General features: G+C 47.9%; 18 protein-coding genes. 4 read left to right on the plus strand and 14 right to left on the minus strand.

Going from position 1 to position 21,563, the window contains the following annotated elements:
- Positions 1–19: 19 nt before the first annotated feature.
- The 4 genes from C3F13_16130 (at position 20) to C3F13_16145 (ending at position 5,828) form a co-directional block, all read left to right on the plus strand.
- The gene (locus C3F13_16130; GenBank protein ID PWB50478.1) at positions 20–1,378 is read left to right on the plus strand and encodes a pyridine nucleotide-disulfide oxidoreductase; all 1,359 of its coding nucleotides are present in this window, start codon (positions 20–22) and stop codon (positions 1,376–1,378) included.
- Positions 1,379–1,442: 64 nt separating this feature from the next.
- The gene (locus tag C3F13_16135; GenBank protein PWB50479.1) at positions 1,443–2,552 is read left to right on the plus strand and encodes an alanine--glyoxylate aminotransferase; all 1,110 of its coding nucleotides are present in this window, start codon (positions 1,443–1,445) and stop codon (positions 2,550–2,552) included.
- A gap of 263 nt (positions 2,553–2,815) precedes the next feature.
- Positions 2,816–5,128, plus strand: a complete 2,313-nt coding sequence (locus C3F13_16140; GenBank protein ID PWB50480.1) for a hypothetical protein — start codon at positions 2,816–2,818, stop codon at positions 5,126–5,128.
- Positions 5,129–5,168: 40 nt separating this feature from the next.
- Entirely contained in the window at positions 5,169–5,828 is a 660-nt protein-coding gene (locus C3F13_16145; protein PWB50481.1) for a DNA-binding response regulator, read from the plus strand.
- Positions 5,829–5,928: 100 nt separating this feature from the next.
- Here C3F13_16145 and C3F13_16150 read toward each other — a convergent pair whose 3' ends face one another.
- From C3F13_16150 to C3F13_16215, 14 genes are all read right to left on the minus strand, one after another.
- Positions 5,929–7,515 (minus strand): AMP-dependent synthetase, encoded by a 1,587-nt coding sequence (locus C3F13_16150; GenBank protein PWB50482.1) that lies wholly within the window; start codon positions 7,513–7,515, stop codon positions 5,929–5,931.
- A 4-nt stretch (positions 7,516–7,519) separates the two neighbouring features.
- The gene (locus C3F13_16155; protein ID PWB50483.1) at positions 7,520–8,515 is read right to left on the minus strand and encodes an electron transfer flavoprotein subunit alpha; all 996 of its coding nucleotides are present in this window, start codon (positions 8,513–8,515) and stop codon (positions 7,520–7,522) included.
- Positions 8,512–9,312 (minus strand): electron transfer flavoprotein subunit beta, encoded by an 801-nt coding sequence (locus C3F13_16160; GenBank protein ID PWB50484.1) that lies wholly within the window; start codon positions 9,310–9,312, stop codon positions 8,512–8,514. The genes C3F13_16155 and C3F13_16160 overlap by 4 nt, the downstream gene beginning before the upstream one ends.
- 81 nt (positions 9,313–9,393) lie before the next feature.
- The gene (locus C3F13_16165; GenBank protein PWB50485.1) at positions 9,394–10,530 is read right to left on the minus strand and encodes an acyl-CoA dehydrogenase; all 1,137 of its coding nucleotides are present in this window, start codon (positions 10,528–10,530) and stop codon (positions 9,394–9,396) included.
- A 69-nt stretch (positions 10,531–10,599) separates the two neighbouring features.
- A complete protein-coding gene (locus C3F13_16170) occupies positions 10,600–11,799 on the minus strand; it encodes an acetyl-CoA C-acyltransferase (GenBank protein PWB50486.1) in 1,200 nt (399 codons plus the stop codon).
- A gap of 78 nt (positions 11,800–11,877) precedes the next feature.
- Positions 11,878–13,071, minus strand: coding sequence for a serine hydrolase (locus C3F13_16175; GenBank protein ID PWB50487.1), 1,194 nt, complete (start codon positions 13,069–13,071; stop codon positions 11,878–11,880).
- Between the two features lie 18 nt (positions 13,072–13,089).
- Entirely contained in the window at positions 13,090–13,809 is a 720-nt protein-coding gene (locus C3F13_16180; GenBank protein PWB50488.1) for a Fe-S protein, read from the minus strand.
- 21 nt (positions 13,810–13,830) lie between these two features.
- On the minus strand, positions 13,831–14,274 hold the full coding sequence (locus C3F13_16185) for a hypothetical protein (GenBank protein PWB50489.1): 444 nt from the start codon (positions 14,272–14,274) through the stop codon (positions 13,831–13,833).
- On the minus strand, positions 14,267–15,589 hold the full coding sequence (locus C3F13_16190; GenBank protein ID PWB50490.1) for a hypothetical protein: 1,323 nt from the start codon (positions 15,587–15,589) through the stop codon (positions 14,267–14,269). Before C3F13_16190 ends, C3F13_16185 begins: the two co-directional genes overlap by 8 nt.
- A 13-nt stretch (positions 15,590–15,602) precedes the next feature.
- The gene (locus C3F13_16195) at positions 15,603–16,664 is read right to left on the minus strand and encodes an alpha/beta hydrolase (GenBank protein PWB50491.1); all 1,062 of its coding nucleotides are present in this window, start codon (positions 16,662–16,664) and stop codon (positions 15,603–15,605) included.
- A gap of 30 nt (positions 16,665–16,694) precedes the next feature.
- Positions 16,695–17,723 (minus strand): hypothetical protein, encoded by a 1,029-nt coding sequence (locus tag C3F13_16200; GenBank protein ID PWB50492.1) that lies wholly within the window; start codon positions 17,721–17,723, stop codon positions 16,695–16,697.
- A 15-nt stretch (positions 17,724–17,738) separates the two neighbouring features.
- The gene (locus C3F13_16205; protein ID PWB50493.1) at positions 17,739–18,497 is read right to left on the minus strand and encodes a 3-oxoacyl-ACP reductase; all 759 of its coding nucleotides are present in this window, start codon (positions 18,495–18,497) and stop codon (positions 17,739–17,741) included.
- Positions 18,494–20,053 carry a long-chain fatty acid--CoA ligase gene (locus tag C3F13_16210; GenBank protein ID PWB50494.1) on the minus strand — a complete coding sequence of 520 codons (1,560 nt, stop codon included), beginning with the start codon at positions 20,051–20,053 and terminating at the stop codon, positions 18,494–18,496. Before C3F13_16210 ends, C3F13_16205 begins: the two co-directional genes overlap by 4 nt.
- A 22-nt stretch (positions 20,054–20,075) precedes the next feature.
- Positions 20,076–21,536 (minus strand): 4-hydroxyphenylacetate 3-hydroxylase, encoded by a 1,461-nt coding sequence (locus C3F13_16215; GenBank protein PWB50495.1) that lies wholly within the window; start codon positions 21,534–21,536, stop codon positions 20,076–20,078.
- Positions 21,537–21,563 lie beyond the last annotated feature (27 nt).

A 21,563-nucleotide genomic window follows, 5' to 3' on the forward strand; every position in this document is an offset into this window, starting at 1 on the left:
TTTTTGAGGATGAAAAGAGATGGCTTATATCAATGATGCAGCAAGGCAGGTGCCGGTTATTACCGAGACAGATGTACTGGTAGTAGGAAGCGGTCCGGGTGGATTGGCTGCGGCAATAAGCTCAGCCCGCGCTGGTGTTGATACCATGCTTGTGGAGCGATTCGGTTGCCTGGGTGGCAATCTCACCATTGTAGGAGTGGAAGGTATCGCATGGTACCGTAAAGAAGGAACCATTGATGTAGAAGGAATCGGTATTGAATTTGAGCAACGCGCCAAAGTTATAGGTGCAACCAGCCCAGAGCCCCAATCCAAGAGTGAGGCGATCAATGCAGAGATGTTCAAATATGTGGCAGATGTGATGGTTCAAGAGGCAGGCGTTATTCCCCTACTTCACAGCGTTGTGATTGATACCATCATAGAAGATAGCATAATCAAGGGTGTTATCATCCACAACAAATCTGGCAGACAAGCAATTTTGGCAAAGCGGGTGATTGATGCTACCGGGGATGCAGATTTGGCATTTTTCTCCGGTGCCCCTTACAAAAAAACTCCCAAAGAAGAAATGCTTTCTGTGACGGTGATGTTTTCAGTTTCGGGGGTGAACAGGAAGCGCTTTCTTGAATATGTAAAAGGAAATCCTACCACCTATAAGGATTGGGGCAAGAATTGGGATATGCAAACAGATGGAAAGGAAGATGACCTTTTCAGCCCTTATCTTGAACATCCATTTAATCAGGCGCGTGAGCTAGGAGTAATCCCAAAAGGTCTCACGAGCATCGGAGGTACTTGGAGTACCATCACTGACTATGGAGAAGCCACATATCTCAATATGATCCATATGACAAATTATGATGGCACGGATGTATGGGATCTGACCAAGGCAGAGATCGATGGAAGGTATCAAGCACTTCAGGCGATTAAAGCTTTACGACACTTTGCTCCTGGTTTCGAAGAAGCCGAATTGAGGAATTATGGTATGACCGTGGGGATTCGGGATACCCGCAAAATTATTGGCTGGTATGAGCTGACCGAGCATGATGTAAAAAACCAGGCCCGTTTTGAAGATTCAATCGGCATATTCCCTGAGTTCATCGATGGCTATGGCGTCCTGATCCTTCCCACCACGGGCCGATACTATCAGGTTCCCTTTGGGATTTTGGTACCAAAAAACGTGGAAAATTTACTAATTGCAGGACGTTGTGTGGCGGGCGATAAGATTTCACACGCCTCGGTACGCAATATGATGTGCTGCACGGTGACTGGCCAGGGTGCAGGTGTGGCAGCCGCGGTCTCGGTAAAGGATGGCGTAAAAACCAGCGAAGTTAAGATTAATCACCTTCAAAAGGCTCTTGAAAAGCAAGGGGTTCGAATTAAGTAGAACCCAAATAATACTAATACCCCAATATATTACTCATCGAAAGGAATTAAATACAAAGAATTCAATGAACACTTACACTGATCTAAACACCCCCGAACGCATTCTGCTTGGCCCGGGTCCGAGCATGGTTCCCCCGCGTGTTCTTCAAGCCATGGCGCATCCACTGGTTGGTCACCTCGACCCGCAATTTATTGTCCTTATGAAAGAGGTCCAAGAATTATTACGCTACGTCTTTCAAACAAAAAATCTCATGACCTTACCTGTATCAGGTACTGGAAGCGCTGGCATGGAAGCTGCGGTTGCCAACTTGATCGAACCGGGCGATTCCATCATGGTTGGTGTGAACGGTTACTTCGGTGAGCGAATATGTGAAATGGCGAGTCGTTATGGTGCTGTTGTTCATCGCCTGGATAAACCTTGGGGGGATGTATTTACACCACAGGAGATTGATACAGCATTGACTCAAAAGAAGGCCAAGGTTGTCGCACTTGTGCATGCAGAGACCTCAACAGGTGCATTGACCCCCCTGGAAGGTATGGCTGAGATTGTCCACAAGCATGGAGCATTATTATTAATCGACTGTGTCACTTCGCTAGGTGGGATTCCGATCAAGATTGATGACTGGGATATTGATATTGCTTACAGTGGCACCCAGAAGTGCTTAAGCTGCCCGCCCGGATTGGCACCTATCACCATCGGGCACCGCGCTCAGGAAGCCCTCCACCAGCGAAAAACAAAGGTAGCCAACTGGTACCTGGATATGACCATGCTCGAGCATTACTGGGGTGAAGAGCGTACCTACCATCACACCGCCCCTATCAGCATGAATTTTGGTCTTCGGGAAGCATTACGTCTGGTTCAAGAAGAGGGATTGGAGGCACGATTTTTACGCCACAGGACGAATAGCGAATTTCTTTGGAATGAATTGGAGCATCTCAACCTGAACTTGATTGTCCCACTTGATCACCGGCTGCCTTCTGTCACTACTGTGGCAGTACCAGATGGTGTTATCGATGCCGAGATCCGCAGGAGACTCCTGGAGGAATACAACATTGAAATTGCCGGTGGTTTAGGATCTTTCAAGGGCAAGGTTTGGCGCATTGGGCTGATGGGTTATTCATCACGCAAGGAAAATGTTGCTCTTCTGATATCAGCTTTGTCACGCGTGCTTTAATTAAAAATCGAAATCATCGCCAATTGAGTAGAGGATTAGACTATTGACATTTATACAAAGTGTGTCCGGATACAATAAGTTTAGACGCTTTATCTGGCTTGTCTGAATTTTCAACCTTGGTTGTTGAGTGATGTTTGGAATTGGCGTTTTATCTTCTTCATACCTGGTGCGATATAATGACCAGGTCTAATGTTCAATAATATATTAGCCTATTTGTACCAAGTCACCTGGGTGATCGGCAGCATTTTTCCATGGAGATGTAAATGATTAGGACGCGGTTACTCATCGGTTTTGTGTTGGTAGCCTTGCTTCCTGTGATTGGTTTGGGTATTGGTACGTACATCGTCAGTTACCAAAGCGGACGTCAGCAATCCATTGATCGGCTCGAATCGGTTGCGGCTCGCAAGGAGTTAGCCGTTCAGGTCTGGGTACAATCTCTGCAAGAGGAATTACAGATCGCGGCACGAAGCGATTATTCTCCAAAGTTGGTCGCAAATGCGATACGTTTATCCAATGAGGGCGAAGTACATGCCTGGTACAACGATATGGTCCGGAAATGGCTGCAGATATTCGTCAATCATTCCAATCAATTCAATGAGCTGTTTCTGGTTGATCGGAATGGTAAGGTCGTACTATCTACTGCACAAAATCGTGAACAAAGCAACTATACAAATTTTATCTTCGATTCTAAGGGACTAGCCGAATCTTATACACAGCTTCCATTTATTCGGAGTTCTATTAATGCAAGCCCTGACGAATTGTATTCTGATATTTCGTCCGTCTTTGTGTTGATTCCAGTGAATGGCGATGATGGCCAACTGTTGGGTGCGATTGGTGGCAAAGCTCGGATTGATAGTTTACAAGCAGTTTTAAATGAAAAAACAGGCTTAGGTTCAACAGGACAAGCATATCTTGTCAACTGGAACCATTCCTTATTGATCGGTACAAATTTAGATGAGAGCTCATTAAATGGAGCGATAGTAAATTCTATTCACGCCACAGGGATCGATTATGCCATCGATAATGCTGCTAATTTAGCTGGGATTTACAAGAACCCTCAGGGAACAAACGTGGTTGGTATTTACCGATGGCTTCCGGATTTGAATGTCGTTCTATCGGTTGAACAAGATTCCTCAGAGGCTTTTCAAGCTGTCTCAGCTGGTACAGTGATGAATCTCATCGTCGCAGTGATTGCACTGGTTTTTGCAATACTGGCTGCGATGTATATGACCCGAAATATTGCGAATCCTATCGTTAATCTAGCTCGTACCGCCACTCAGATCGCACAAGGTGACCTAAATAAGACAGCAGATATAGTCCGTGAAGATGAGGTGGGCGCATTAGCCCGCGCATTTAATATTATGACTGGCCAGCTTCGAGATTTGATCGGCTCTCTGGAACAACGCGTGGGTGAGCGAACCCGTGCTCTTCAGATTGCAAATGAATCATTGGAACGAAGAGCTTTACAGATGGAAACCAGCGCTCAAGTTGGTCGCGAGATCACTTCAATTCTGGATCTGGACACTCTCTTGAATCGTGTGGTTGAGTTGATTCAGGATGCTTTTAGGTATTACCATGTCCAGGTGTTTCTATTGGATAGGGAGTCTAACCAGTTAGTATTGCGTGCCAGCAGCATGCGCCACCCCGTTCAATTTTCACGTTTGGATGTAGGAAAAACAAGTATCAATGGTTTAGTTGCTGAAACAGGTGAAATCTCGATGGTGAACGACGTATCACAAAATCCAGATTTTTTGATTGATAGCGAATTGCCTGAAACTCATTCTGAACTAGTCATTCCCCTTCGCCAGGCGGAGCATGTCATCGGGACGCTCGATGTGCAGAGCTCGAGCGTCAATGCCTTCAGCAAGGAAGATATCCTGGTAGTCCAGGGCCTGGGAGATCAGATCGCTGTGGCGATTGAAAATGCTCATTTATATGATAGAAGTCGGGAATTAGCGGTTCTAGCTGAGCGTCATCGACTGTCGCGCGAACTTCACGATTCGGTGACCCAGTCGCTTTACAGCCTGGTTCTCTTTTCCGAAGGCTGGCGCCGTACACTTGATACCAAGGTTGGCCCACAGATCGAAGAATATTTTAATCGAATTGGCGAGATTGCCCAGCAATCCTTACGAGAAATGCGCCTTCTCATCTATGAATTACGGCCTCCTACTCTGGAGCAAGTAGGCCTGCTGGGTGCTCTCCAAAAACGTATCGATGCTGTTGAAAAACAGGTCGGGATAGAGGCGCGGGTGGTGATGGAGGATTTCATTGACCTACCCATTGAACTAGAGCAAGACCTGTATTGGATCGCCCAGGAAGCCCTAAATAATGCCTTAAAACATGGTCACGCAACCCGTGAGGCTGTGCGGATTTGTACTGAGAATTCACATGTCATCTTGGAAATTACTGATAATGGCGTTGGTTTTGATCCAGATGACATTGAGCACCGAGGTGGAATGGGATTAACCAGTATGGTCGAGCGGGCTAAAAACATCGGCGGTGAACTAACAATCAGCTCTCATTATAATGAAGGTACAATAGTAAGGACAAGTGTCCCATTTGTAATGACATCCTGAACTTTTTTTTGTGACTTGTTAGATTAATGGGAAGATAAGAATGACTGTTATCCGGATCTTGATCGCAGATGACCATCCAATTATTCGGGAGGCTCTCCGTACGCTGATTCGCACAGATCCTGGCATGGAATTGGTCGGAGAAGCTGTGAATGGCACGGATGCTGTTGAAAAGGCGAGGACTCTGAAACCGAATGTGATATTAATGGATTTAGTGATGCCGGAAAAAGATGGTATCCAGGCAATTAGTGAGATCAAGGAAAAAGATCCGTCTGTGTCCATCCTTGTCTTAACAAGTTTTTCAGAGGAGGATAAAGTATTTCCGGCTATTCGAGCTGGTGCATTAGGTTACTTACTAAAAGATTCTTCTCCTCAAGAACTGCTTCAGGCTATTTACAATGTCCATCAAGGCAAAGCCTCCCTGCATCCGAGTATTGCCCTGCAATTGATGCGAGAAATTAACCGGCCATCAGATCTGCCCCCTGCAAAGGATCCTTTGAGCGAGCGCGAGCTGGAAGTGCTTAAGCTGGTTGCCCAGGGATTGACCAATCACGAAATCGCAGAGCGCTTGTATATAAGTGAATGGACTGTTTCATCTCATGTCAGAAATATACTTGGAAAATTACATTTGGCTAATCGAACCCAAGCTGCTCTTTATGCACTGCGAGAGGGGCTTGCGGATCTAAAAAAGCCAAACCTATAAGTAACACCCACCATTATATATACTGGATGGCGCGTCTGATGCCAGGATAGGTAATAAATCATCCATTAGGCGCATGATCCAATCTGTACGAATCCCTTCTCTAATGCACAGACTTTTCGTGACCCTCCCAATACGGTTTTCGAATCTCCCTCTTTAGAACCTTTCCAGTGCCTCCTTTAGGTAACTCATCCCAAAACTCAACGGTCTTTGGAGCTTTATATCTCGCCAGATGCTCTTTCACAAATGCTATGATTTCATCTTCGGAGACCTTAGCGCCAGGCTTAAGCACTACGATCGCTTTGGCAACTTCACCCCATTTATCATCCGGAACACCAATCACAACCGTCTCAAAAACCGCAGGGTAATTCAAGATTACCTTCTCTACCTCGACAGAGGAAATATTCTCTCCGCCAGAGATAATGATATCTTTCTTGCGATCTACAATCGTTATATACCCTTCATCATCTACAACTGCCATATCCCCCGAATGGAACCAGCCATCCACAATTGCTTCTGACGTAGCTTGAGGATCTTTTAGATACTCCTTCATTACGATATTGCTCCTGAAAATGATCTCTCCCATGGTTTTTTCATTATGAGGGACATCTTGGCTCGATTCGTCGACTACACGCAATCTCACACCGACGATTGGTAAACCTGTCTTCACCTGTGTTTTCAGCCGTGTAGTTTCGTCTCCCTTTAGATGAGGCTTGGGACGCGCAATCACCCCAAAAGGAGAGGTTTCAGTCAGCCCGTATCCAACGATGGCTTTGCAACCGATTTCTTTTTCCAGGCTCTCGATTAATGAATAAGGAGATGGAGCACCACCAATGATAATTTCCTTCAAGCTGCTTAAATCCCGTTTCTTCAAGTCAGAGTGTGCCAGTAGCCCATTAAATATCGCCGGAACACCCAATATTTTAGTGATCCTCTCTTCTTCAATAAGCCTTAATACTTCCCCAAAGTCCATCTTGCGTAACATGACATGTTTACCACCTACTGCGGTTAGGAATTGTGGTGTACCCCATCCATTTACATGGAACAATGGCACGACATGTAATAAGGCGTCTTCATCGGTAACTTGAAACCCGTTTATAGCGCTTAGCGTGTGCAAATACAGGCTTCGGCTGGTGATTGCCACACCCTTGGGAGCTCCTACTGTACCCGAGGTATAAAATAGTTCAATCACCGCATTCTCATCTACTGCGTCCAGGTCGAATTCAGCTTGCGGAGATTGTTTTTCCAATACAGTCTCGTAATGGAGAGCCCAATCAACATCCCTTTCAGCTTCAATCACAATATAGTCTTTCACTTTCGGCAATCTTGGCCGCAGCTCTTCAACCATCGGAAGGAAGTCTTGATGAAAACATAAGACCTGCGCTTCAGCGTGATTAAGGATATATTCAATCTCGCTGCTATTTAGTCGGATATTGATAGGGTTAAGCACACCCTGGATTTGCGGAACACCATAATAGGCTTCAAGCAACTGGTGTGAATTATAGGCAATGAAAGAGATCACTGTGCCCTTACCGGATCCTAAACCGCTAAGGGCATTGGCTAACCGATTGATGCGTTGATCATATTCCGCATAGGTGAAACGCCTATCACCATCCACAATTCCAATCTTATTGCCATAAAGCTCCGCTGCTCTCTGCCTGAATTCCAAAGGTGTCAGTGGCACGAACATCAGCTCACCCCTTCTTCTTGTACTTTTTTAATTTATCGATAAGGATCGGCAGGAACTCTTGACAATCAGCCACGACACCAATATCCACCTTTTTAAAAACCGGTGATTTGGGATCGATATTAATGGCGAGCATGAATTTCGCCCCAGTCACGCCGACCATGTGCTGCTGTTCTCCGGATAAACCCACACCGATGTAGATCTCCGGCTTAACCATCTTCCCGCTCTGGCCGATCATGGTTTCGATTCCAGCCCAGCCAGCATCCACCACAGGCCTGGTCGAGCCAAGCCCTGCATCCAGCACATTTGCCAACTCCACAATCTGCTCCCAACCAACCTGGTCTCCTGCCCCTGCTCCACCAGCTACAACCGTACGGGCTGATTCCAGATCCACACCTGTTTGTTCTTGGCGTACGATTTCCAGAATCTCGAGACGTGAAGTAATTTCTTCTGGAGGCTCGATCGTAATGATTTTCCCAGTGCGGTTTTTATCTACCGATGGTATCTGGAAGACACCCTGCGCTACCGTCGCCATTTGAGGTTTTCGCTCAGGGCAGACAATCGACATGAACCCTCCATAAGCCGGGATCTTTTGAACCAGATGCATTTCTTGATCGAGTATCAGCTCTACGCAGTGAGCTGTCAGGCCAGTGCCCAGTTTAGCTGCCAGCAAGGGAGCTAACTCTCTCCCCATAAAGGTAGAGCCCAACAGCACGATTTCAGGGTTGTGTTTCTGGATTAGATCAACAAGGGTGGCAGTAAAAATCTGTGGGTGATAATCTCGAAAACAGGTATTATCACCTGCATATATACAATCCGCACCTGCAGCAATCAGCTGATCGCATAAACCAGTAACTTTTTCACCCAACAGCACAGCATCAAGATGAGTTCCAAGTCCATCAGCTAAAGCCTTAGCCTTACCGATCAATTGAAGCGAGACTGGAAGCAGCTGTCCATTGATTTGTTCTGCAATCACCCATACCGGACTGTACTCTCGATTCACTGCAGCACCCCCTTACGGACTAACACCTGGATTATACCTTCAGCTTTTTCATCCAAATTGCCTTCAATCATTTCACAAGCGCGTGTTTCTTCCAGATATTCCAGCTCAGTTACAATGGTTGGGGAACCTTTCTCTCCCACTTGCTCTGGTAGGAGTTCAAGATCATGGTAATTCAGTACACTAATCTGCTTATTACGTGCCTTAAGGATGCTCGAAAAACTAAGCGGCCTGGGAACGTTCAGCTCACGGGTGACGGTCACTACGGCCGGAAGCATCACTTTGACGATGCGATATCCACCTTCGATGGACGCTTTTACGATCATATGAGTGGAAGAACTCTCCAGTATTTCTTTGACCATCGTTACCACGGGCCAATCCAAAAACATGGCCAGCTCAGGTCCCACCCATTCTGTAGCCCCATCACTGCTCTCACGTCCGCAAAATACTAAATCGAAGGAGCCAAGTTTCTTAATCGCACACGCCAGTGTATATGCAGTAGCATAAGCATCTGCAGCCGCGAAAGCTGGATCAGAAAGCAAGTATCCATATTCTGCCCCATAGGCGAGGCACTCTATTACCACGTTTCCTGCTTCTGCAGGCCCCATACTTATAACGGAGATCTCTACACCGAGCTTCGCTTTTAATTGAAGAGCAGCTTCCAAAGCATGTTTATCCAGCGGATTGATCACTAAGGGGATATCGACCCTATTCAGCCTTTTAGTTTTAGGATCGATTCTTACTTTATCCGCCTTGTTCGGATCAGGTACAGCCTTTACACAAACTACAATTTTCAACATTTCGCTCTCAATACGGCAGTATGTTGCAGTTCAAGCACCCATGATTGCATTTTCTTGAGCTACTCAACCTGACAAATGAACCTAGGATAGAACCCATTTGGAGACAATCACCTTCATAATATCTGAGGTTCCCGCGGAGGGTCCCAGTACGTATGCATCGCGGAGATAGCGGGTGACCGGAAATTCCTCCATGCAGCCATAACCACCATGGATATCTACCGCATTTTTTGCGGCTCTCTGGGCCGCTTCGGTGGTGAAGTATTTGGCAACTGCCCACTCATTCCCCGTACGATCGCCCTTATCCTGCAGTGCAGCAGCCCGATAACCAAGCAGGCGACCTGCCTCAAGCTCAATTTTCATATCCGCTAACTTGAACTGTATCGCCTGTAAGTTGCTGATAGATTTCCCATATAAAATGCGGTTATTGGCAAATTTCGCCGCCTCATCCAGACAAGCTTGATGAAGACCAAGAGCACAACCCACCATACCCCCGCGACCCACATCGCTGATGGTTGCCATGGCAACGGTCATACCCTTTCCTTCTTTTCCCACCAGGTTTTCAGCCGGCACTACACAATCCGTTATCTCCAGCTCGCCCGTATTACAGCCACGCATACCCACTTTTCTCTCTTCATGGGTTGGCTTGAAGCCCGGAGTATCTTTTTCGATCAGGAAGGCTGAATAGGTGTCGGGGGTATCTTCTGAAATGGCCAACACAATTTGAACATCAGCTATATGCGAGTTGGTGATAAAACATTTCCTCCCATTGAGCACATAAGAGCCATTCACTTTTTTATATGAGGTGCCACAACTTTTCGGATCTGAACCACCCGATGGCTCCGTCACAGCAGTGGTAGCAAAGCTTTCTACGGTTGCCAGTTTAGGCAAGTATTTTTTCTTCTGATCTTCTGTGCCAAACTTGATCAGCCCTTCTATTCCTAATCCACCAACTTGCATCATCATTGCTGTTGCAACAGATACACGGGCAATTTCTTCCAGAGCAATTAATCTGGCCACATAACCCAAGCCCAATCCGCCGTATGCTTCGGGAATAGTAATGGCCATCATCTCACCCTTGCCAAGAGCCTTAATAACCGGTTCCCAATTTCGACCCGTTTCCTCCATCTTGGCAACATGGGGGGCAATTTCGATCTCGGCGAACTCACGGGCGGCTTTCCGAAATAAATTTTGTTCCTCGGAAAAAGTGAAGTCAATCATTTTTACCTCCAATAGAATGTTTATGATGTTCTTACATGTTCAAGAATTCGTACTTATATAAACTGTATTTTATAAACCTACAGTTTTGACAATCAATGCACAACCCTGGCCACCTTCTGCGCACAGGGTAGCTAATCCATATCTACCTGATACACCTTCCTGCTTACGATGTCTCATCTCATGCACCAGGGTCACTACGATCCGGCAGCCAGATGAGCCGACTGGATGACCTAAGGCGATTGCACCACCATTGACGTTGACCTTAGCCCAATCCCAACCAAGCACCGCGCCTACCGATAGAACCTGCCCGGCGAAAGCTTCGTTGACTTCAATCAAGTCCATGTCATCGAGCTTCAACCCAGCTTTTCTCAAAGCCCTGGGAACTGCATATGCAGGAGCAATTCCCATGCGATGCGGCTCAACGCCAGCATAATCGTAAGCGACAATTTCTGCCATTGGAACATAACCCAGCTTTTCAGCCTTCTCAGCACTCATGATCAGCATCGCGCTGGCTCCATCTGAGATACTGCAGGCATTGGCGGGAGTGACCGTCCCATTATCTTTGAAGCTGGCTGGAGCTAGGCTAGCTTTTTCTATTGTCAATCCGGGATTTATCGTCTCATCCTGGTTGAGAATGATCTTTCCCTCTTTCTTCTTGAAGATTTCAACAGGAATCACCTCATCGTTAAAACGCCCATTACTGTGAGCCTGGAATGCCTTCTTATGGCTGTTTACGGCGAATTCATCCTGTTGTAGGCGGGTGAGGTTGAATTCCTCGACCAAGTTTTCAGCCGTGCGACCCATGATCTGCTCGCAATTGGGATCGGTCAATCCTTCCCATAAAGCATCTGTAAATTGTGCATGGCGAAGCTTCAATCCCCAACGAGCACCTCTCACGAGATAAGGAATATTACTCATCGACTCGACCCCACCCACCAGGTATACCTCTCCATCCCCTGTCTGGATACTACGATAAGCCTGGATGATTGTATCCATACCTGATACGCAGTTACGGGCAACCGTATAAGCAGGGAGATCAATCGGTAGACCTGATTTCAAAGCAGCGACACGGGCAATATTGGGGGCATCGCTCGATTGGAAAACACAACCAAAAATAATCTCATCGATAGTTGTTGGGTCAAGTTTAGTACGTTCCAATATACCCTTGACGACAAATTGGAGCAACGCTACTGCATCGTAATCTCGAAACATACCCCCTAGATTTCCCACAGGGGTTCGGACAGCATCAACAATGACAACTTCTTTCATGGTATGCATCTCCTCAATCTTTTATTATCAATAATCTGCAATTCCTGAAATACTTATATTAGAATCCTTTTTTCTGTCCTAGCCATCGATCATGGCTTGATACACAGCCGTTCGGAAGTCATTGGTCACTTGGTAAGTCCCGCTGGGGATATATTGCATCATCAGGATGCCTACCAGCTGCTCTCTTGGATCAACCCAGAAATGCGTATTCGCCCAGCCTCCCCAGCCATGCAACCCGACCGAGCCCATCATACCTGACTGGGCGACGTCCATCATCACACTATACCCCAGGCCAAAGCCCATACCAGGCATAGGAGTTATCCCCATGACAATGGGTAACAATGCTGCGTGCAAATGGTTGCAGGTCATGTACTCCACTATCTTGGTGCCCAACAGACGCACCCCTTCCAGCTCCCCTTTATTCAAAACGCATTGGGCAAAGCGGTAATAATCTGCCAAGGTTGACACCATGCCTGAACCACCCAGGTACAGCTTGGTCTTGAAATAATCTCCGCCGATAGCCTCATCGAGGACTGCCAAATCGCTCTCTTTCCCCTTCCCGTATAATGTCGACAACCGCTTGACTTTACTAGATGTCACCAAAAAAGCCGTATCTTTCATTCCCAGCGGTTTACACACCTTATCATTTATGAAATCAGGCAATGGAGAACCCGAAATGATTTCAATCAACCGACCAATAACATCCGTAGCCATGCTGTAAAGCCATTTAGACCCTGGTTGAAAAGCCAGGGGTAGTTCAGCTATGCGCAATACCATTTCTTCCAGGGTGATCGTTGGATCAAAAAGATTGGCCTGGTCATACAGCTTATCCACCGGCAATCTCGTGTCTGCATACCCTCCATAACTGAGCCCGGCGGTGTGATCCAACAAATCATGTATCAGAATTTCACGGTCCAGATCCAATAGACGGCCTGCCTCCCCAAGCACCTTGCATTTTTTAAACTGAGGGATATATTTACTTAGTGGATCTTCCAAGCGTACTAACCCGCGTTCGAAAAGCATCATGAGGGCAGTGCTGGTAATCGGCTTGGTCATCGAATAGATCCGGAAAATCGTGTCAATGCTTATGGGGATCTTACTGGCAATATCCTGGTAGCCACACTTATCGAAATACACTATGTTACCCTTGCGTGCTACCAGGGTGACGAAGCCGGCAATTTTCCCCTCATCCACATAACGTTGCATGAATTCAGTAATGCGGGTTAACCTCTCGCCAGAAAAACCCATTTGTTCAGGATTGGCAAGCTTCATCGAGATCCTTATCCTTTCTCATTTTCCTACCGGGCAGGCAAGCTCACAAGCACGGCAGTAACGCACATGATCTGTGCTCGGGTCGCCTGGTAAAGGCCTGACATTGGCCTCATCTTTTTTCATCTGGAGCTCGCAATACTTGCGTTCATAAAAGCCACTTCTGAACGCATTTTGTGGGCAGGCACGGTAACAAGGCTTGTCACAAGTCAAACACGGGTCAAAATCAAGCGGACTGGTCGCTTCAAGCTCAATTTCAAGGAACATAGCCCGCAGGCGAACCCTGGGACCGTATTCCCGGGAGATCAATAGATTATTCTTGCCGATAATTCCAATTCCGGCCAGTGAAGAAGCATCCTTGAGGAAAATCCCGCCTTCCTCGATCTTATATGGTAGCGAAATGGAATTGATCCCTAGCTCGTCTTTAAACCAGGCCTTTTGTTTTTTCTGGATCCTGATCAATGCCCGGTTTCCTGGGGTTCCACCCGGCTTCGGGTCCCACCAATCTAGCTCAGGTTCGCTTTTCTTATGCAGCAGGCCGAAAACCAGGATCGATCTGGCCCCTTCCGGCCATTCGGGATAACTCGTGAAATAGGAATAATAAGGATTTTGGGCGTATTTTAAATACGAAGGCGATTTCTTTAGGTCATCCACACGGGCGATGCCTGCCAGGCTCGCTCCAAACTCTTCAACTTGCTGGAGCATCTGCTCTCTGATAATTATTGATTTATTGATTGCCATGCATGTTCCTTCCTGGTCTCTTCAACCTACGATCACCCGACCATCCTCGAGAATAGCAAGCTGGTCTCCAGATTGCACAGTCTGTAAAAATTCATCACCCAATTGATCAATGGTTACAATCCGACTTCCTGCCCATAGATCAGCGATGATCAAGCCGCCTGCGGCGAGTGGATCGATGACCTGGGAGAACAATACAGCTATGGGAGCGACCCCCAGCCTAGCGGTGCGCTGCCAGACTGCCCCAGCCGAAGTAGACCCTGTTGTCTTTGGAATGCATAGGATCTTCCCGTCCAGTCGCCTCCCAAATAGCTCCAGGTTCCCAGAATCAGCACAAACCGCAGATCGTGCACCCTCGCGAAGGCAATCATAGAAACTTGCATAAGCGTTAAATCCCATACGGCCGACCAACGCCTCCCCCTGCAACATGCCGGATATAACGGCCCTGCCCTTGAAAGTTCTATCCACTTTGCCGCACTCCTGGAATTTCGCCGTTTACTATAACCCTGACAAGCTCTTCATCTGGAAAGTACCTGGCAGAGGTATAAGCCCTGAGCTTGTTAGAGTTGGTGATTACAGGTCTTCCGGTATAAAGACCGGTTTCAAAGACAGTTTCACAGCAGGTGGAGCTGAATTTTACTCCAGCCATTAAGATCCGCTGATAAGCCGCCTGATTTGCCTGGAATATTTCGATTACCTGTGGGGCCGCACACATAAGGGTATCCACCGCCAAATGATCTCTTCTCTGGCTCGCTAACCCCTTCTCAATTTGATCTGCCCACCAATAGATCTGTCTCAAGCTGAGGTGGGGGCAACCGATGTAACACTTTTCCGGTTTTGCATGTGGATCGGCCCATAAGATTGGGAAGGAGCGCACCAACCGTTCAAGCGTGGAATCATTAATGACATAGGTTTTGTAATTGTCAGGTAGTAAGCCTCGACCCTGCTCAATCGCTTCGGGTGTGATTTTCTCCGCATGATAAAGGCTCACTGCGCTATAGGTAGCCAGCATAGCCCCCATTTCCTGGAGGTAATCAGTGGTTATTTCATCCATTTCCGTTGAAAGAAAACGATCCAACCCAATCAGGTATGGGACGCCGGATAAAACCTTTAATCCGATTGCGCTCCCCAGCAGCTGGGGGTTCGGTAAACGCTGTGTTTCGATCTCAATCAACCAGTCAGCTCGTCGGCCTTCATCAGTCAGCAGACCTGCCAGGGGCGTTTTTCCAACAATATTCTGCAGCAGATCTATGATCGCCCCATTGCGGTTCGTTCGAGCACCCAATACAGAATTAGCATAGATGGCACAGGCTGATTCTGACCATGCCAGGATCATCCCTTTCTTGGGAATGTTGCTGACCTCGGGTAAATATGGGTAACACGAGTAGGCATCCCTATCTCGTAGTCCCAATCTCAGCATCAGGGTGTCGTAATGTTCCTGCCCCGATAATAATTCCAGGATGGCGTCCTCAATCTTCGGATCAAGGTCTAAATTCTCAAAATCCAATGGCGATCGCGGATCCAGGGTAAATGGATACTTTGTCTTCACACCGGCTGCTACAAGCTCTTCAAGCATTTCAACGGGTGGCGCAATACCGGCAATACACCAGGGAATCACCAGATGGCCTGGACCATTGATGTCGACCAGGCGTTCTGCCTGGAGTGCCTCTGCATACCTCACCACGGTTTCCATGACCTTCTGCATGGTGGCGCCTTGCACGCCTTGCAGAATTCCTAGCTCATCCTGCGATAGCCTGACATGGAGCTGGTCGAGGTCAATCATCCAAAATTCCTTTTCACACAATGCTCTTCAGGTATTGGTGGAAGGCTGCATTGAAATCGTTCGGCTTTTCCAGGAAGGGTATATGGGCTGCATCCTGAATGACGACTTCTTGATAAGACCCACCAGCAGCTTGATATTTTTCAAGCACGGCTCTAATCTGGTCGATCATCGGTTGGGGAGGATAAACCTCATCTCCCGGCCAGCCTGGAATATAGCCCAGCTTTCCCAGGTATCCCACATCCGATAGCGACTGATTCGATATGACCTGATCCCGCTCTCCACGGATCCAAATCAATGGGATCTTGATCCGCCCATCATAGATCTGGTTAACATCGCCCAGGTATTTGGGTGAAGTGGCATTTTGAGCGCCCCACACACCCGGTGCTATAAACGGCCAGTTGGGTGAAGAAACGAAATCTCCAGGGATGTCTTTATCGCCCAGGTGCACATTGAGGACTGAATCCAGTAGTTCTTCTTCTCTGGGTGGGATAAAACCAGGACTGAAGAGTGTACGCATACTCGCACGTGGTGAAGATGGGCTATCTAGACTGCGATCTTTTGCTCCAGCCCGTTTGATGAGTTCCATATTGCTGGTGCCACCTCCAGTGCCAGCATGATCAGCATAACAGGGAGTGCCAATTTCATCTTTCGTTCCGCTGAAGCCAAATGGGGAGCCGGGGCTCACCAGGGTAATGGATGAAATGCGCTGGGGATGATCCACCATGAGTTGCCAGACGATGAAACCACCCAGTGAACAGCCTACAATGTGGGCTTGATCAATTCCAAGATAATCAAGTAAAGCTATGGCATCATCCACCCAATCCCTAACACCCCGCGTGGCATCAATCTTCTTTTGCAGGTCTGCCTCACCATAACCCCGCTGATCTGGGGCAATGCTCCAAAATCCGGACGGAAGCGCCAGTATGGTCTGCTCCCACCAGGTAGCACAGGACCAGTTCCCGTGCAGGAACAAAACCGGAGCGCCTTTCCCTTGCCGGCTGAATAACACCCGGGTGGTGATCCTGTTTGTGGTAATGGTTTTTGCTTGAATACCTTCTAGAGTTGGAATGTTCATATTTTTTCTCCTTTTTTCTCCCAGATTAGTTTAAGAAGCTCCCCATTTTACACAGGCAGCTCCCCACACATAGCCCACCCCGGCTGCCACGATAATCATTAAATCCCCATCCTTCAACTTACCTTGTTTCTGCCCCTCAATGATGTTGATGATGCTATCTTGCTCGCCTGAATGGCCGTAAGTGTCATTGTAGACTCCTTGCGCCTCGGTCAATCCAAGCAGCAGGAGCATCTCTTTGTAGGAAGAAGGCTTAACCAAGATCATATTGAGAAAATCCAGGTCGCTGCGATTATATCCACTCTTTCTCAAGGCCTGATCGATGCAGTACAACCAGTTTTTCATGGAAACCTGGTTGAGACGCTCCTTCATCTTTTCCATGTCAAATACTTCGATCTTGAAAAGCCCTTTGGCTACTGCTTCATCCGTGGGGTGTTGCAGGGTCCCGCTGGCTGGCACGACAATATTCCTGCTCAGGCAGCCATCAGTCATCAAGTGGCTGCCCAGAATGTGATTGGATGGCCAATCCCTCTTGATCAGCATTGCACCAGCACCAGCCCCCAGGTTGAAGGCGAAGCTGGTGCGCGTATTTTTCAAGTTGACGAAATCTCCCGCCCGGTAACCACCCGCAATCAGAACGGTGTTAATATCCGGATCAGAATACATCATATTCTTGGCCAGCTTGAGAGCGCTGATGGTTGTGCAACAACGCATGTGGATATCCATCGCCCAGGCTTTTTTCGCTCCAATCTGGTATGCCAGGTCGATCCCCGCTGTCCAATTTATGTATTCTTTCCACTCCTCGGTCGTGCACAGCACCAGGTCAATCTCGTCTAGAGAAATATCGGTCTTTGATAAGCAATCCCTGGTTGCCCAGACGGCCATCTGGTTGGGCTGTTCCTCGGGTTCAGCCATGCGTTTTTCAGTAATGCCGAATTTCTCGCGGATCACCGATTCCTCAATTCCGCTCTCGTCTGCAATATCAGCAGCAGTGACAATATGATTGGGCAGATACATGCCCACACTGACAATTCCAGCTGAGAATCGGTTTTTCGCTGACATCCTAATCACCTTGCCCTAAGTACCGACCACCAGGCCACCATCCACTCTCAAGACTGCTCCAGTGATAAAGCTAGCCTCATCCGATGCCAGGAAAACATACGCATTGGCAACCTCGGAAGGCAGCCCGAAACGCCCCAGCGGCTGGTGCTTCCTAAATTCTGCCAGGATATTTTCAGGCATGCTTTGCAACATATCAGTCATAATCGATCCTGGTGCTATTGCATTAACCCGGATGCTATACCGGCCTAATTCGCGTGCCCAAACTTTGGTCATACCCACCACGCCGGCTTTGGAAGCTACATAATTGGTCTGGCCGAAGTTGCCATCCAGGCCAACCACAGAAGAAGAGTTCACGATCGAACCTGACCCCTGGCGGATCATGTACGGGGCTACCGCCTGGGTGCAATTGAATACGCCTTTTAGATTGATCGCAATGACCGCGTCAAAGGCCTCCTGTGACATCTGACTGACCAGCTGACCATCTTTGAATTTTACTAATTGGCTGTCTTTGAGAATACCAGCGTTATTGATCAGGATATCGATCCTGCCTGATTTCCTGGCAGCCTCATCCACCCATGTTTGCACTGAACTCCGGTCGGAGACATCAACAATCGAGAAAGTGCAGCCCAGTTCGCTGGCTGTTGCCTCTCCCGCTGTTTCATTGATATCACAGATGAATACGCTGGCCCCCTGTTGGACAAAGGCTTTCGCAGTTGCCTTACCAATTCCAGCAGCACCACCTGTGATCAATGCCACCTTATCTTTGAGTCTCATGGTTTTTCCTCTTGCTTGTCATTTTTAGATTTAACAAGTTTTTCGACTAACAATTTTTTATCCACCTTATTGGCGCCTGTTTTAGGCAGCTGGTTGAGAAAGATGACCGACTTTGGTACTTTGTAATGCGCCAGCCGATCTTTCATCCATTTGATCAGCCCTTCATCATTTAGTGTGCTATGTGGTTGCAGCACAACCACTGCACAACCCACTTCACCCCATTTGGAATCTGGCATAGGGATGACCGCGGCTTCCAGGATGTCCGGGTGGCTATGCAGGATGTCCTCAATTTCAGCGGGATATATATTTTCACCCCCCGATTTGATCATGTTTTTCAGCCGGCCGACGATATAGTAACAATTATCCTCATCCATTCTTGCGAGATCACCCGTATGAAGCCATCCATCCTCCAAAACAGCTTCGGTGGCCATCGGGTTTTTCCAATAACCTCCGAACACATGCGGGCCGCGCACCATCAGCTCGCCCACCTGATTAGCGCCCAATAGATTCCCACTGTCATTAACTATTTTTACGTCAACATGGAACAACGGCCGTCCCACAGATCCGATCTTATTTTTTGCCACTTCATTTGGCAACCAGAAGGTATTCGGGCCTGCTTCTGTCAGTCCATACCCCTCCTTGAATTCCACACCCTTCTTCCAAAAGGCCTCATAAACCACTCTCGGACAATTGCCACCGCCAGCCATCACCAAGCGCACCCTAGAAAGGTCCAATGACTCCCAGCGCGGGTGCTGGATCATTGCCAGCAGCATGACGGGCACACCAAAGAAAAAGGTTATTCCAAGCCCTTCGATCTGGTTGAAGATTCGATCAACATCAAATCCCTTGCATAGTATGGTCGTGCCGCCTACGTACACGATCGGCTGCATCATCACATTGATCCCACCGGTGTGGAACATCGGCATGTAATGGGGTACGATATCATCTGGCCGCAACCCCCAGCTAACCACGGTATTGATTGAGTTCCAGGTCAGTGAACGGTAATTCAGGATTGCACCCTTCGGAAGACCAGTTGTCCCACCTGTATAGCAAATAATCCACGGATCCTCCCAATCCAGCTCCACAGGTTCCGGCTGGGTCTCCGGCCACCTTCCAGCTTCCTCCAGCCAGGAGATATCACCGGTTCGTTGTGGTTGGCCAAGACAAATAAGCTTGGGTTCAGGTTTAACCCTTTGCCAGATCTGCTCGACCTGTGCTGTCCACTCAGGACCATACATCAATACTTTAGGTTCAAAATCGGTAATCAGTCTCCCAATCTCACCCGCCGTAAGGCGCCAATTAATCACCTGCAAAATTGCCCCTAACTTGTTACAGGCAAAGATCGTATCCAGATATTCCATCCGGTTCAAAGAATAAATGCAGATACGATCTCCATTTCCGATCCCGAGTGCCTGCTGGAAAAAGTTCGCCATACGATTAACCCGGTGATTCCAGAGTTGATAAGTAATTTCCAGGTTTCCATGCTCAGCATCAATGAGAGCTATCTTGTCGGGTGACAACAACTCCCTTCGATATAGCCAATCACCAAAAAACATGCATCCTCCTACTTGACCATATCTACTTTTGAGGCTCTGGAACAGCTTCTTCAATGCCCATCAAGGCTTTGGCATATTCGACATATTCCTCGAAAGGTGTGTTGAAGCGCACAATCAACCTGGCACCATCCGGCGAACCCCCTCCGTGCATACAGCCAGGCACACCTCCACCAATAGTCAACCATTCTGCTAAGCGTGCACTTCTATAACGAGTTTCAGCACTGACAGGCCCAGCTTTATAATATTTTTGGAGGATTTTTCCATATCGCTCATCGGTAAAATCCTCATAGGAAGGCATGCAGCCTGTTTCTACCATCCCACCACCGATCTCCTGCGTAAGGCGCTTGGTTTCATAAGGTAAAGTCGCTACCATGACCTTGTTCGTATGGGCAGTGAGCGGGTCGGCGAAAAAGGATCCGGAAGGATGCTGGGTGCCCAGTGCACATGCGCCAACACCCAGTCCATAGGTGACCTGGTTATTGATGGACATATCGACCAGCTTATTCATAAAGGTTTTAGATGGCAGTCCATTAGCGCGTGCCACCAATACGGATGCGCCGATCATCACGTCTCCCTGTCCGGATACACACGCACCAATACAAGCCCGGTAATTAGCGGTGAAGAATTGGATAAACTTACCAGTGTACTTGGCCTCTCCACACATAAAGACCCGTTCATTGGGGACGAAAACATCGTCAAATAATAAAAGTCCTTGCGTAATCCCTGTCCTCGGAACCTCGCCTTCAGCATACTCTCCCAGATCGCGCTGGTCACTCGGACGGGTGGCTTCAATAATGGTCAAGCCCTCGATATCACGCGGTACAACGCAGCACAACGAATAATCCTTCTCGGACTCCTGGTAAGCACCGCCCGGAAGCAAAAATATTTCATTGGAGGCTGCAACCCCACAGATCATCAGCTTTGCGCCTCGAATGATAATGCCATCGCTTCGAATTTCCTTTATCCGCAGATTTACATCCGGGTCTGCTTGCTGGGAGGGTTTCAAGCTACGGTCGCCTTTTGCATCCGTGAGTGCACCCGCGACGACCAGACCATTAGCCTGGGCAGTCAGAATCCATGCTTTCAATCGTTCATGATATTGGGTGCCATATTCGGCATCCATATCCTGGGTGATTGCCCACATCACGTTTTGGGCATTCCAGCCAACACATACCCCTCCGGTACAGCTGCCCGTTCTCCGGTAGTTCTGCCGCTTCATTTTCATATTGGAGATCAGGTCGTCCGCGCTATTCATCATCGAATTCCAGCGATGGATTTTTTCACCGGTGAAAGATGACTTCGTGGTGTAGATATCGGCTAATTGGGGTTCATCTGCTGCGTCAAAATTACGGGCGTGGCTTTCGACTGTGCGTTTTGTGGCAGGATGCTGGGTAACATCGGTGATTAATTGCCCAAATTTATAGATGTTCGGCTTCAGCTTCTTGAGCGATTCCAAATATTCGTGGCGGGTTTTCAGGGTCATTTATAACTCCTCTTTACTAATTTCAGA

The organism is Anaerolineales bacterium, from assembly GCA_003105035.1.
Taxonomy (GTDB): Bacteria; Chloroflexota; Anaerolineae; order Anaerolineales; family UBA4823; genus FEB-25.